Origin of the sequence: Rhodococcus sp. SJ-3 (assembly GCF_051918125.1) — a bacterium.
Lineage (GTDB): Bacteria > Actinomycetota > Actinomycetes > Mycobacteriales > Mycobacteriaceae > Rhodococcus.
On sequence record NZ_CM123306.1, the window covers coordinates 5,459,641 to 5,472,776 of the forward strand.

Sequence of the window (13,136 nt, forward strand, 5' to 3'; positions counted from 1 at the left end):
CACACTCACCCGTCCTGACGGTCAGTACTTGAGGAGGTTGGCGTTGTCGACGGACGCCGAACGGCGGCTCCGGAAGATCGTGACGATGATCGCCAGTCCCACCACCACTTCCGCGGCGGCCACGACCATCGTGAAGAACGCGAACACCTGGCCGTGCAGATTGCCATGCATCCGGGCGAACGTGACGAATGCCAGATTGGCGGCGTTGAGCATCAGTTCGATGCTCATGAACACGACGATCGCGCTGCGCCGCAGCAGCACTCCGGATGCGCCGATCGTGAACAGCAGTGCGGACAGATACAGGTAGTTCTCCGGATTCACACCTGACCCCCCTTCTCCGTGGTCTTCCGGACCGGGTCTTCCTCCTGGGAACGTCCCCTCTCCCGAAGCGTCGTCGGACCGGGTACACCCAGATCTGTTGGTTCCCAGCCGCGGCCGATCCGCCGGAGCAGTGGACCGACGGACTCGTCGGAGAAGGAGCCGTCGGGCAGCAGTGCCGGGACGTCGGCGGCGTTGTGCCGTGCATACACACCCGGCGAGGGCAGCGGGGTGACCCGACCGCCTTCGCGGAACCGGCGCTCTGCCAGTTCCCGTTGCGTTTCCCGAGGCCTGATGCGTTCGCGGTGTGCAAGCACCATCGCACCGACCGTTGCGGTGATCAGGAGCGCGCCGGTGAGTTCGAAGGCCCACACGTAGTCGAGGAAGAGCAGTTCGGCGAGCGCTTCGACGTTGCCCGCCGCGTTCGCGTCGTCGAGACCGACCATTGCTGTGGTCGCAGCGCTACCGAGACCGCCGATGAGCAGGATCCCGAATCCGAGTCCGACCACGATGGCGAGTACGCGTTGCGCCCGCAGGGTTTCCACGAGTGAGTCGGATGAGTCGATACCGACCAGCATGAGTACGAACAGGAACAGCATCATGACGGCACCGGTGTAGACGACCACCTGGACTACGCCGAGGAACAACGCGCCCTGGGCGATGTAGAAGATCGCGAGAACGATCATGGTCATGGCGAGGAAGATCGCGGAGTAGACCGCTTTCGCTGCGCCGACCACACCGAGCGCCCCGATCACAGCGACCGTGCCGAGGATCCAGAACTGCACCGCCTCCCCGGTCGACGTCGTGTCGGCCGCGAGCGCAGCGGCGGTCACGATGCCTGCTCCGCGTCACCGTCGGCTCTGCTTCGGGAGGCGTCGGGCGCAGGCACGGTGCCGCGGTAGTAGTCGTCGTCGGTTGCTCCCTGCGCCATCGGGTGCGGTGGGGCCTGCATTCCGGGTTCGAGGGGCGCGAGCAACCTGTCTTTGGTGTAGATGAGGTCGGTGCGGTTGTCATCGACCATCTCGTAGTCGTTGGTCATGGTCAATGCACGGGTGGGGCACGCTTCGATGCACAGTCCGCAGCCGATGCAGCGGAGGTAGTTGATCTGGTAGTCGAGCCCGTATCGTTCGCCCGGCGAGTAGCGTTCGGTCTCGGTGTTGTCGGCGCCTTCGACGAAAATCGCGTCGGCGGGACAGGCCCATGCGCACAACTCACAGCCGATGCACTTCTCCAGTCCGTCGGCGTAGCGGTTGAGTTGGTGCCTGCCGTGGAAGCGGGGCGCGGTGGGTGTCTTGACCTCGGGATAGAACTCGGTGTTGGGCTTTTTGAACATCGTCGACAGGGTCACGCCGAAACCCGCCAGCGGGCCCAGGAATTCAGACATCGCTCGACTCCTTGGATGTGGATGGTGCAGCGCGGACCGGGATCGGCGGCACCGGGAATCCTCCGGCCATCGGGTCGAAAGCGGACCCGGCCGGTGGGGCGGTGGTGTGCCGTGTTCTGTCGCGGCGGCGGGAACGGATCGTCAAGTAGACGAACAGCGCTACGGTGAGGAGCGCACCTGCGACGACGAGGGTGGCCGATTCCGGTACGACATCGTCGGCGGCGAGTTGCCGCACGACGGCGACGACCATCACCCAGATCACGGCGACGGGGATGAGCAGTTTCCATCCCAGCGCCATGAATTGGTCGTATCGCAAGCGTGGGAGGGTACTGCGCAACCACACGAAGACGAACAGCACACCCCACACCTTGAGGACGAACCACAGCACCGGCCACCAGCCGGAATTCGCCCATGCGCCCATGTTGAACGGCCACGGTGCGTGCCAACCGCCCAGGAACATCGTGGTCGCCAGCGCCGAGACGGTGATCATGTTCACGTACTCCGCGAGCATGAACATCGCGAAGCGCAGCGATGAGTATTCGGTGTGGAAACCTCCGACGAGTTCGCCTTCGGCCTCGGGGAGATCGAACGGTGCACGGTTGGTTTCGCCGACCATCGACACCGAATAGATCAGGAACGACGGAATCAGCAGCACGATGTACCACAGACCGTCCTGCGCGGCGACGATACCCGAGGTCGACATCGTGCCGGACAGCAGAAACACAGCCGCGAAGGTCAGGCCCATCGCAATCTCGTAGGAGATCACCTGCGCCGTCGAACGCAGCCCACCGAGGAGCGGGTATGTGGACCCGGACGCCCAGCCTGCGAGGACGATGCCGTAGACCCCGATCGAGGTGACAGCCAGGATGTAGAGGACGGCGACCGGAAGATCGGTCAACTGCAACGGTGTGAGGTGTCCGAACACCGACACCGAGGGACCGAACGGGATCACTGCGAAGGCCATGAACGCGGGTGCGGTCGCGATGACCGGTGCCAGCAAGTAGATCGGCTTGTCGACGCCGGTGGGTGTGATGCCTTCCTTGAGGCCGAGTTTGATGCCGTCCGCGACGGTTTGGAGCAGACCTTTCGGGCCGACCCGGTCGGGCCCCACCCTCATCTGCATCCAGGCCATGACTTTGCGTTCGGCGAGGATCAGCACGAGCGTTGTGAGAACGAGGAACGCGAAGATCGCGATCGCCTTGGCGATCACGAGCCACCACGGATCGATGCCGAACATCGACAGGTCGACATCGTGCGCGCTGATGGTCGGGGATGCTCCGACGGTCATTGTCGTGCCCCCTCACCGACGGCTGCTGCGGCGCGGATCCGCACGATCGCTCCCGCGTCGACGGCGAGTCGTTCGTGTACTTCCGACCCGGCAGTGCGGAGGGGAATCCACACGACGCGGTCAGGGAGGGCCTCGATCACCAACGGAAGGGTGATCTCGCCGCGCTCCGTCGACACCGTCAGTGGGTCGCCCTCACGCACACCCACCTCGGCAGCGGTCGCGGCGGACATGCGCGCGACGGGTGGCCGCGCGGTCCCGGCAAGGTGCGGTTCGCCGTCCTGCATGCGTCCGGCGTCGAGGAGCATCCGCCACGTCGCCAGAACCGCCTCACCCAGAACAGGTTTCGGTTCCTCTACCGGCGTTGCCGGAGAGAGTTCGATGTGGGCACTGCGCCGTTGCCCCAATTCGACGAGTTCGGCTCGGGCCGATGCCTCATCGCGAATGCCGAGCGGGACGCCCATCGCCTCGGCAAGTGCGTCGAGGATGCGGAGGTCGGAGAGTGCCCCGGTGTCGGGTAGCGCGACCGGGAACAGCCGCTCACGTCCTTCCCAGTCGAGGAAGGTTCCGGCTTTCTCGACGACGGGGGCGACGGGGAAAACGACGTCGGCCCGGTCAGTGATGTCGCTGCGCCGGATGTCGAGGCTCACCACGAACGCCGCGGAGTCGAGTGCGGTGCGGACAGCGTGCGGATCGGGTAGGTCGGTGACATCGACACCTGCGACCACCAACGCGGAGAGGTCCCCGGCTGCCGCGGCGGCGAGGATGCCCGCAGTGTCGCGACCGGGCACCTCGGGTATCGGGTGTGTGTCGGGGCCTGTGCCCCAAACCGATTCGACTTCGCGCCGCGCTTCGGCATCGGTGACTGCGCGCCCCCCGGGAAGGAGCGTCGGGAAAGCGCCTGCTTCGAGCGCGCCTCGGTCGCCCGCGCGACGGGGTACCCACGCCAGCCGCGCCCCGGTGACGTCGGCGAGGCGCACGATCTCGCTCAGTGCGCCGGGCGCTGCGGCGAGCCGCTCCCCTACCAGAATGATCGCGCCATCCTCCCGCAGCTGCCCGTCGAGTTCCGGACGCCCACCGGAGCGCAGGTCGTCGAACACTCGGGCCTCGTCGCCGGGGACACATTCGAGAAGGGTGCCGGACATCTTCTCCAGCCCTCGGCTCGCATACGACGCCACCGACCACACCGCCGTCCCCCGCTTTCGGACGGCCTTGCGCAACCGCAGGAAGATCAGGGGTGATTCCTCTTCCGGTTCGAGGCCGGCGAGGAGCACGACCGGGGCCTTCTCGAGGTCGCTGTAGGTCACGGACATTCGTGTTCCTGCGATCCTGCTCCCGAGGAACGCGGTCTCCTCTCCGGTGTGTGCGCGTGCCCGGAAGTCGATGTCGTTGGTCCCGAGCGCAGTGCGTGCGAACTTGGCGTATGCGTAGGACTCTTCCCAGGTGAGGCGTCCGCCGGTCAGCACGCCCGCATTGCCACGGGCGGCAGTAAGCCCCCTGGCCGCAACGGTGAGCGCGGCAGGCCACGACGCCGGAACCAGCACCCCTGCGGAGTCGCGGATCATCGGACCGGTGAGACGGTCCGGTTCGGTGGCGTAGGTGAACGCCCACCGACCCTTGTCGCAGTTCCATTCCTCGTTGACCTCCGGGTCGTCGCCGGCGAGACGGCGCATCACGGATCCGCGACGGTGGTCGGTGCGTTGCGCGCAGCCTCCGGCGCAGTGTTCGCACACGCTCGGGGTCGAGACGAGATCGAACGGCCGGGCCCGGAATCGGTACGCACTGCCGGTGAGCGCTCCGACGGGGCAGACCTGCACGGTGTTGCCGGAGAAGTACGATTCGAATGGTTCCTCGGTGTAGATGCCGACTTGCTGCAGGGCACCTCGCTCGAGCATGTCGATGAAGCGGTCGCCGGCGATCTGATCGGAGAACCGGGTGCACCGGGCGCAGAGCACACATCGTTCCCGGTCGAGGAGAACCTGCGACGAGATGCCGATCGGTTTGGGATAGGTGCGTTTGACGTCGTCGAAGCGGGTCTGAGGTCGGCCGTTGGACATCGCCTGGTTCTGGAGCGGGCATTCACCACCCTTGTCGCAAACCGGGCAGTCTAGAGGGTGGTTGATCAGCAGGAGTTCCATCACCCCCTGCTGCGCTTTGTCGGCCACGGGCGATGTGGCCTGAGTCCGCACGATCATCCCGTCGGTGACGACAGTGGTGCACGAGGCGAGCGGCTTACGCTGTCCTTCGACTTCGACGAGACACTGTCGGCACGCCCCGACCGGGTCGAGAAGCGGGTGGTCGCAGAACCGGGGTATCTGGATACCGATGAGCTCGGCGGCCCTGATGACCAGAGTCCCCTTGGGGACTGTGATCTCGCTTCCGTCGATGGTGGCGGTGACGAGGTCGACGGGGGTCGTGCCGTCGGCTCCCGTCTCGGCTGCGGCGGTCATCGGCCTTCTCCTCCGATCGCGTGCACACCGGGCAGCGTTGCCAGGTGGGGGTCGAACGGGCATCCTCCGTGTTCGAAATGTGCGACGTATTCGTCGCGGAAGTAGGCGAGGGAGGACGTGATCGGGCTGGTGGCGCCGTCACCGAGCGCACAGAAGGCCCGGCCGAGGATGTTGTCGGCGATGTCGAGTAGTTTCTCGAGGTCGGCTTCGGTGCCGCGTCCGTGTTCGAGCCGGTGCAGGATCTGTTCGAGCCAGTACGTCCCCTCGCGGCACGGGGTGCACTTGCCACACGACTCGTGCGCGTAGAACTCCGTCCACCTCAACACGGTGCGTACGACGCACGTGGTGTCGTCGAAAATCTGCAGTGCGCGGGTGCCGAGCATCGACCCGGCAGCCCCCACACTCTCGTAATCGAGTGGGACGTCGAGGTGTTCGTCGGTGAAAATCGGGGTGGACGAGCCCCCGGGTGTCCAGAATTTGAGGCGGTGCCCGTGACGCACGCCGCCGGCGAGGTCGAGTAGTTCGCGCAGGGTGATACCGAGCGGGGCCTCGTACTGGCCGGGGTTGTCGACGTGGCCCGACAGCGAGAACATGGCGAAGCCAGGGGATTTCTCGGTACCCATCGAGCGATACCACTCGACGCCGTTGCGGATGATCGGTGGCACGTTCGCGATGGATTCGACATTGTTGACCACGGTCGGGCATGCGTACAGACCCGCGACGGCGGGGAACGGCGGTCGCAGACGTGGCTGTCCGCGGCGGCCTTCGAGGGAGTCGAGCAGGGCGGTTTCCTCCCCGCAGATGTACGCGCCGGCACCCGCATGTACAACCAGTTCGAGGTCGAATCCGGATCCGAGAATGTCGCGGCCGATATATCCGGCGTCGTAGGCTTCGGCGACGGCGGCCTGCAGTCGGCGCAGCACCGGTACCGCCTCACCGCGTAGATAGATGAAGGCGTGCTCAGCGCGGATCGCGTACGCCGAGATGATGACACCTTCGATGAGCGCGTGCGGGGTCGCGAGCATCAGGGGTATGTCCTTGCAGGTGCCCGGTTCCGATTCGTCCGCGTTGACGACGAGGTAGTGCGGCTTTCCGTCGCCCTGAGGAATGAACGACCACTTGGTGCCGGTCGAGAATCCGGCCCCACCGCGTCCACGCAGACCGGATTGTTTGACGTCGTCGATGATCTCGTCGGGATCCTTGTGCAGCGCGATCTGCAGTGCCTCGTACCCGCTGTGGCGCCGGTACGTCTCGAGAGTCCAGGACCGGTCCTCGTCCCAGTATTCGGTGAGCACGGGAGTCAGGGTGGAGTCGAGTGGCTCATCGTGCACGACGGGGTCGTCGGTGACGGGAGGCGCCTTCATGTTCTTGTCGCGAGCGACGCGCAGACCGACGACCGACGGCTTACCAGCACTCCCTCCGGCTTCGAGCGCCCCTGGGCGAGCATCCGGGAACCCTGCAAGGAGACGCGCCGTGTCGCGGAAGGTCCGCAACGGCGCGCCGCGCGTGGGCTCGGGGGGCGCCCCGGCCAGCAGATCGTCGACGAGCGCCGTTGCGGAGTCGACGGTGCGATTGTCGAACAGTTCCCAGTTGACGGTCATCACCGGCGCGTAGTCGCATGCGGCATTGCATTCGATGTGTTCGAGCGTGATCGCGCCGTCGGATGTGGTGCCGCCGTGGTCCACACCGAGGCGATCGCAGAGCGTGGCGTAGATGTCGTCGCCGCCCATGGTCGCGCACAACGCGTTGGTGCACACACCGACGTGGTAGGTACCGGTCGGAGATCGGCGGTACATCGTGTAGAACGTGGCGACGGCGGCTACCTCGGCCCCGGTCAATCCGAGATGTCCGGCACAGAACTCGATACCCGCCGGGGAGACGTAACCGTCTTCGGACTGCACGAGGTGCAGCAGCGGCAGCAGCGCCGACCTGCTCTGCGGGTATCGGGCGATGATCTGCAGGGCGTCGCTGTCGAGGCGCACGCGGACATCGTCGGGGTAGCTACGGCGATCTCCGGGCCGTACGAGCAGGACGTCTTCCTCCGGGCGCGGGCCGAGCGGAACGAACACCGGTTCGGCCGTCGCCGGCACGATGTGCTCAGTGCTGCTCATCTGTCCACTCCCCCCATCACCGGGTCGATGCTGGCGACCGCTGCAATCACGTCGGAGATCATGCCGCCCTCGCACATCGCGGCGACCGCCTGCAGATTCGTGAACGACGGGTCGCGGTAGTGCACTCGATAGGGGCGGGTACCGCCGTCGCTGACCATGTGCACTCCGAGTTCGCCACGGGGCGACTCGACCGCAACGTAGACCTGACCGGCGGGCACCCGGATGCCTTCGGTGACGAGTTTGAAATGATGGATGAGATCTTCCATCGAGGTGCCCATGATGGTGCGGATGTATTCGAGCGAGTTGCCGAGACCGTCGGGGCCGAGCGCCAGTTGCGCCGGCCACGCGATCTTCCTGTCCTGGACCATCACCGGCCCTGGCCGCAGCCGATCGAGACACTGTTCGACGATCTTGAGGGACTCCCACATCTCCCCTACCCGGATCAGGTAGCGACCGTAGCAGTCGTTTCCGGTGTGGGTGACGACATCGAATTCGTAATTCTCGTATCCGCAGTACGGTTGTGCCCGGCGCAGATCGTGCGGGAGTCCTGTGGCGCGCAGAACGGGGCCGGTGACCCCGAGCGCCATGCACCCGGTGAGGTCGAGGTATCCGATCCCCTCGGTCCGCGCCTTCCAGATCGGATTGTCGTTGAGTAGTAGCTCCATGTCGCGCAATCGGATCGGCATGAGTTTCAGCAGGTCGCGGATTTTGGGTACGGCCTCGGAGGGGAGGTCCTGCACGAGACCACCGGGCCTGATGTAGGCGTGGTTCATGCGAAGGCCGGTGACGATCTCGAACACTTCGAGGACGAGTTCGCGTTCACGGAACCCGAACAACATCGGTGTGGTGGCACCGAGTTCCATGCCACCGGTGGCGAGGGCTACCAGGTGAGACGAGATGCGGTTGAGTTCCATGAGCATCACACGGATGATCGACGCGCGTTCGGGGATCAGGTCGGTGATGCCGAGGAGCTTCTCGACACCGAGGCAGTAGGCGCTCTCGTTGAAGAACGGCGACAGGTAATCCATGCGGGTCACGAACGTGACGCCTTGCGTCCAGTTGCGGAACTCGAGATTCTTCTCGATTCCGGTGTGGAGATAGCCGATTCCGCATCTGGCTTCGGTCACCATCTCGCCGTCGATCTCGAGTATCAGACGCAGTACGCCGTGGGTGGACGGGTGCTGCGGGCCCATGTTGACCACGATGTGGTCTTCTCCTGCGGCGCGTGCTGCAGCACTGATCTCGTCCCAGTCCTGGCCCACCGCGTCGTAGACGGTTGTTCCCGTATCCGACTCCATCGCAGCGTCGTTCGTCAACTGTAGGCCCTCCGCTCGTCCGGTGGCGGGATCTGTGCGCCCTTGTACTCGACGGGGATTCCGCCGAGGGGATAGTCCTTGCGTTGCGGGTGTCCGTTCCAGTCGTCGGGCATCTGGATCCGGGTGAGGGCCGGATGACCGTCGAAGACCAGACCGAAGAAGTCGTAGGCCTCACGTTCGTGCCAGTCAGTTGTCGGGTAGACGGCGTGGAGGGACGGAATGTGAGGATCGGTGTCGGGCGCGGTGACCTCGACGAGGATGCGACGGTTGTGGGTGATCGACATCAGGGGATACACCGCGTGTAGCTCACGGCCGGTGTCCTCGGGGTAGTGCACGCCGCTGACGCCGAGGCACAGTTCGAAGCGTAGTGCGGGATGGTCGCGTAGGGTGCGCGCGACCGGTGGGAGGTGCTCGCGGCGCACGTGCACGGTCATCTCTCCCCGGAACACGACGATCTTCTCCACGGCGGCCACGAATCCGTCGGGCTCCACGTCGTCGAGGGCATCCTCGATGGTGTCGGCGAGATCGTCGAGGTAACCGCCGAACGGCCTCGGGCTGCTGCCCGGCAGAGAGATACGGCGCACGAGCCGGCCGTATCCGCTGGTATCCCCGCTCCCGCGGATACCGAACATCCCGCGGCGCTGCGCGATGACCTCCGGCGCAGCCGAATCCGGTGGGTTGAGGTCGGTCATCGGCGCGGCACCTTCAGCTCGATGAGCGGACGCTGCGCGAGCACGGCCTGTTCTGCCGCGCGCACCGCTTCTTCACGGTTGACTCCGAGCGGCATGTGCTGGATCTTGTCGTGCAGCGCGAGAATCGCGTTGATCAGCATCTCGGGGCGCGGTGGACATCCCGGCAGGTAGATGTCGACCGGCACCACATGGTCGACGCCCTGCACAATCGCGTAGTTGTTGAACATGCCTCCTGATGATGCGCACACGCCCATCGACAGAACCCATTTCGGTTCGACCATCTGGTCGTAGACCTGGCGGAGAGCCGGTGCCATCTTCTGGCTGACACGTCCGGCGACGATCATCACGTCGGCCTGACGCGGTGATGCACGGAAGGCCTCCATACCGAATCGGGCGATGTCGAAGCGTCCCCCCGCGGTCGACATCATCTCGATGGCGCAGCATGCGAGACCGAACGAGGCGGGCCACAACGACCCTTTACGGGCGAAGCCGGCGAGGACTTCGACCGTGCTGAGCAGAAATCCGCTCGGGACCTTCTCTTCGAGACCCATATCCGACTCGTACCACCTTCGACAAGATTGTGGATCTTATTCGGGCGCAATCGATTTACGGAGTGATTCTTCGGAGGTCGTCCGTCAATCCCATGTCAGGCCACCCCGCCTCCACTCGTAGGCATATGCAACGAACACGTTGAACATGAACAGGGCCATGGCGAGCAGGCCGAACATCCCGAGTGCATCGAAATGGATCGCCCAGGGGTACAGGAACACGATTTCGATGTCGAAGATGATGAACAGCATGGCCGTCAGGTAGTACTTGACCGGAAATCGGCCGCCTCCGGTGGGCTGCGGTGTCGGATCGATGCCGCATTCGTAGGCGTCGAGCTTCGCCCGGTTGTAGCGACTCGGACCGGCGATGCTCGCTACCACCACGGAGAAGAGCGCGAATGCGAGCGCAACTGCGCCGAGCACCAGAATCGGCACGTAGACGTTCATCGGCACCTCCGGTTCCGAACGTCGAACCCCGGTCGTGTGGCCGTCGGACATTCGGACATCCTGTGAGCCACGGCACACACACTAGTGCTGATGACGCGGGACTTGTCCAGGATTCGACACGCATTCTTCGGCGCGGCGTGTCCGCCTGTTCGAGCCCCTCATGAGGAGTAGTCTCTGCGCCCCGACAAGGGCGGATCGGATCAGCGTGCGGGTGCCGGATCGGCGCCGGGTAGCAGGAGCCTGACGACCTCGCGGCCGAGCTTCATCGGGTCGATCGGGTGCGCCACGACGGCCTCGGCCCGCGCCCACGATGCGAGCCAGGTGTCGTCGGGACGCCCGATGATCACAACGACCGGCGGGCACGGGTCGATTTCGTCCTTGAGTTGCTTCGCAATTCCCAGACCACCGGCGGGCGCGGTCTCACCGTCCAGAATCACCAGATCGATCCCGCCCGCGTCGAGGTGCGAGAGGACGACGGGGGCGGTGGCGACTTCGATGTACTCGAGGGGTGGAAGGTCCGGGTGCAGCATCGTGCCCAATGCGGCCTGTACGCGGCTGCGCACAGTGGCGTCGTCGCTGTACACGAGGATCTTCAGAGTTGCGGGACGGCTCTCGGCATCACTCACGGGCCCGATGCTAGATCGTCACCGACGTCACCGGACCGTTCGGTCGGACCCGTACGGCGTGTCGTGCCGAACCGGTCGGTCTGCTCAGTTGTATACCGACCAGAATTCGAGCATGGGTTCTCGCGCCAGTTCCGTTCCGCCTTCGGTGATGAGCAGGACCCTGTCGTCGAACCGGTAGGTCACTCCGGCGTTGGTGACTTCGAATCCGTCCGCGACCACGATCGGGTCGTCGATCTCGATGCCGGATCCGTCCTCGACCCTGATCCCCTTGTAGTAGAGGCGGTCGACGCCGGTCCTGCACACGACGATGAGCGAGTCCGCGGTGCGTGCGATACCGAGCGCCTCGTTGTCCGCGTTGCACCGCGGACCCACCTCGTCGACGAATCCCTGCGCGTCCGCGTCGGCCACCGTGACGGCTCCCCGCGGGGATCTCGCGCTGGTGGTCCGTGCCGTGGTGACGTATGCGGTCGTGAGTGGGGTGCTGGTGGTCGACACAAGTGTCGTCGTGGGGGCGCGCGTTGTCGTGGGTTCCTGGGCAACCGTCACTGTGCTGACGCCCGTCGATGGACCGGCAATCGTCTGCGGATCGTCCGAATCGCTTCGCGTACCGACCCACGCGATCACGACACCGACGGCGACGAGCGCGGCGACCGCGCCCGCGATCAGTCCTCGACGACGGTTGCGCGCGGAAGCAATGGACGACCGCTCGGGAACGTTCGGACCCGCCCCTGGGTTCGTGGACTGTCGGGCGCCGACACGACTCGCGACTACACCCGGGTCCCGGTCCGTTGCAGCGTCATTATCCGACGCGAACATGTGCCGCGCAGCGATCAGAGCACCCTGCGCCACCACGATCTTGGGATCGTCGAGGGTCGCGACCCGAGCTATCCGCGACAGTTCCTGGTGCACAAGCGGAATCCGCGACGATCCGCCGGTCAGGTAGAGGGCGTGCAGGGAACCGGGCGCGATACCGGCATCGGCGAGCGTGTCTCGGACGAGGTCCACCGCCGACTCGACCTGCGGCGTGATCAGCGAATCGAACTCCGGCCGGGTCAGCGACAGAGTCGTCCGGGATCTGGATCCGACGACCGCTATCGTAGCCGAGGGTGTCTCGGAGAGCACTTCCTTGGCGCCGCGAGCGGCCTCGTCGAGAGCACGGATCGCCTCGATGCTTCCGGGCGCCCCGTCGGCGAATTCGGCGCGTGTTGTGGCGTCGCGGTCGGCCACGTGGTCGAGAGCCCAGCGTCGGATGAGTGCGTCGAAGTTCTTGCCTCCTAGAGCGTTGTCGCCCCGCGCGGCCACGACGTCGAACGCCCCGGAGTCTGCGATCCGCAGTACCGCGACGTCAGCGGTTCCCCCGCCGAAGTCGAACACGGCGATCGAAGTACCAGGCGGCAGCCGAGCGGTGCGGGTGTAGTAGTAGGCCGCCGCGCGGGGTTCCGACACGGTGGTGATCGTGGACGGTTCGATTCCCCCACGCGAGGCCGCGTCGACCAGCACCGCGACGGTGGCATGCGACCACGCTTCGGGGTGGGTGAGTACGACACGCTCGGGCGGCACGTCGTTGTGCAGTACCGCCGCCCGACGCATCACGCTGCGCAACACTGCCGCGATCATCTGTGGCGGCGTCAGGTCCACATGGCCGGTCCGGATGAACGGCTGCAAGATCAGGCGTTTGGGCGCGGGCACGAAACCCTCCGGGTGGACAGCTGCCGCATTCTGGGCGGCGTCGCCGGTGAGAATCTCGCTGTCCGCGCGTACGAACACCGCCGAGGGCAACAGGTTGGACCGATGGGTGAGCGACACCGGATGGATCGAACCGTCGCCTGTCCGGGTGTGTGCGGCGGCTGTGTTCGACGTCCCGAAATCGATCGCGAGCCACCATCGTTCATCACTCATGATTCAGGAGACTAGTACTACACCCCGCACGGAACTTTCCTCCCGTTGCCCGGGTTGCCG

12 protein-coding genes are annotated in these 13,136 nt (G+C 65.5%); all 12 read right to left on the reverse strand.

Annotation, left to right across the window (positions count from 1 at the left end):
* Window positions 1–21: 21 nt before the first annotated feature.
* Window positions 22–321, reverse strand: a complete 300-nt coding sequence (gene nuoK, locus ACTDXD_RS25360; protein ID WP_440124909.1) for an NADH-quinone oxidoreductase subunit NuoK — start codon at window positions 319–321, stop codon at window positions 22–24.
* A complete protein-coding gene (locus ACTDXD_RS25365) occupies window positions 318–1,151 on the reverse strand; it encodes an NADH-quinone oxidoreductase subunit J (RefSeq protein WP_440124910.1) in 834 nt (277 codons plus the stop codon). The genes nuoK and ACTDXD_RS25365 overlap by 4 nt, the downstream gene beginning before the upstream one ends.
* Complete coding sequence (gene nuoI, locus ACTDXD_RS25370; protein WP_440124911.1) at window positions 1,148–1,702, reverse strand: NADH-quinone oxidoreductase subunit NuoI; 555 nt, start codon at window positions 1,700–1,702, stop codon at window positions 1,148–1,150. The genes ACTDXD_RS25365 and nuoI overlap by 4 nt, the downstream gene beginning before the upstream one ends.
* Window positions 1,695–2,990, reverse strand: coding sequence for an NADH-quinone oxidoreductase subunit NuoH (nuoH, locus tag ACTDXD_RS25375; protein ID WP_440124912.1), 1,296 nt, complete (start codon window positions 2,988–2,990; stop codon window positions 1,695–1,697). The genes nuoI and nuoH overlap by 8 nt, the downstream gene beginning before the upstream one ends.
* Window positions 2,987–5,437, reverse strand: coding sequence for an NADH-quinone oxidoreductase subunit G (locus ACTDXD_RS25380; protein ID WP_440124913.1), 2,451 nt, complete (start codon window positions 5,435–5,437; stop codon window positions 2,987–2,989). Before ACTDXD_RS25380 ends, nuoH begins: the two co-directional genes overlap by 4 nt.
* A complete protein-coding gene (gene nuoF, locus ACTDXD_RS25385) occupies window positions 5,434–7,548 on the reverse strand; it encodes an NADH-quinone oxidoreductase subunit NuoF (RefSeq protein WP_440124914.1) in 2,115 nt (704 codons plus the stop codon). The genes ACTDXD_RS25380 and nuoF overlap by 4 nt, the downstream gene beginning before the upstream one ends.
* Window positions 7,545–8,846 carry an NADH dehydrogenase (quinone) subunit D gene (gene nuoD, locus ACTDXD_RS25390; RefSeq protein WP_440127798.1) on the reverse strand — a complete coding sequence of 434 codons (1,302 nt, stop codon included), beginning with the start codon at window positions 8,844–8,846 and terminating at the stop codon, window positions 7,545–7,547. The genes nuoF and nuoD overlap by 4 nt, the downstream gene beginning before the upstream one ends.
* A 14-nt stretch (window positions 8,847–8,860) precedes the next feature.
* Entirely contained in the window at window positions 8,861–9,556 is a 696-nt protein-coding gene (locus ACTDXD_RS25395) for an NADH-quinone oxidoreductase subunit C (protein ID WP_440124915.1), read from the reverse strand.
* A complete protein-coding gene (locus ACTDXD_RS25400) occupies window positions 9,553–10,107 on the reverse strand; it encodes a NuoB/complex I 20 kDa subunit family protein (protein WP_440124916.1) in 555 nt (184 codons plus the stop codon). Before ACTDXD_RS25400 ends, ACTDXD_RS25395 begins: the two co-directional genes overlap by 4 nt.
* 84 nt (window positions 10,108–10,191) lie before the next feature.
* Entirely contained in the window at window positions 10,192–10,551 is a 360-nt protein-coding gene (locus tag ACTDXD_RS25405) for an NADH-quinone oxidoreductase subunit A (protein ID WP_440127799.1), read from the reverse strand.
* 200 nt (window positions 10,552–10,751) lie between these two features.
* Entirely contained in the window at window positions 10,752–11,177 is a 426-nt protein-coding gene (locus tag ACTDXD_RS25410) for an Rv3143 family two-component system response regulator (RefSeq protein WP_440124917.1), read from the reverse strand.
* A gap of 84 nt (window positions 11,178–11,261) precedes the next feature.
* A complete protein-coding gene (locus ACTDXD_RS25415; RefSeq protein WP_440124918.1) occupies window positions 11,262–13,076 on the reverse strand; it encodes an Hsp70 family protein in 1,815 nt (604 codons plus the stop codon).
* Between the last annotated feature and the right edge of the window lie 60 nt (window positions 13,077–13,136).

What these genes read in the sequence shown, in the direction of transcription:
- nuoI (WP_440124911.1), bottom strand. Translation starts at nt 1,702, where the DNA reads ATGTCTGAATTCCTGGGCCCGCTGGCGGGTTTCGGCGTGACCCTGTCG.
- nuoH (WP_440124912.1), bottom strand. Translation starts at nt 2,990, where the DNA reads ATGACCGTCGGAGCATCCCCGACCATCAGCGCGCACGATGTCGACCTG.
- ACTDXD_RS25380 (WP_440124913.1), bottom strand. Translation starts at nt 5,437, where the DNA reads ATGACCGCCGCAGCCGAGACGGGAGCCGACGGCACGACCCCCGTCGAC.
- nuoF (WP_440124914.1), bottom strand. Translation starts at nt 7,548, where the DNA reads ATGAGCAGCACTGAGCACATCGTGCCGGCGACGGCCGAACCGGTGTTC.
- nuoD (WP_440127798.1), bottom strand. Translation starts at nt 8,846, where the DNA reads ATGGAGTCGGATACGGGAACAACCGTCTACGACGCGGTGGGCCAGGAC.
- ACTDXD_RS25395 (WP_440124915.1), bottom strand. Translation starts at nt 9,556, where the DNA reads ATGACCGACCTCAACCCACCGGATTCGGCTGCGCCGGAGGTCATCGCG.
- ACTDXD_RS25400 (WP_440124916.1), bottom strand. Translation starts at nt 10,107, where the DNA reads ATGGGTCTCGAAGAGAAGGTCCCGAGCGGATTTCTGCTCAGCACGGTC.
- ACTDXD_RS25405 (WP_440127799.1), bottom strand. Translation starts at nt 10,551, where the DNA reads ATGAACGTCTACGTGCCGATTCTGGTGCTCGGCGCAGTTGCGCTCGCA.
- ACTDXD_RS25415 (WP_440124918.1), bottom strand. Translation starts at nt 13,076, where the DNA reads ATGAGTGATGAACGATGGTGGCTCGCGATCGATTTCGGGACGTCGAAC.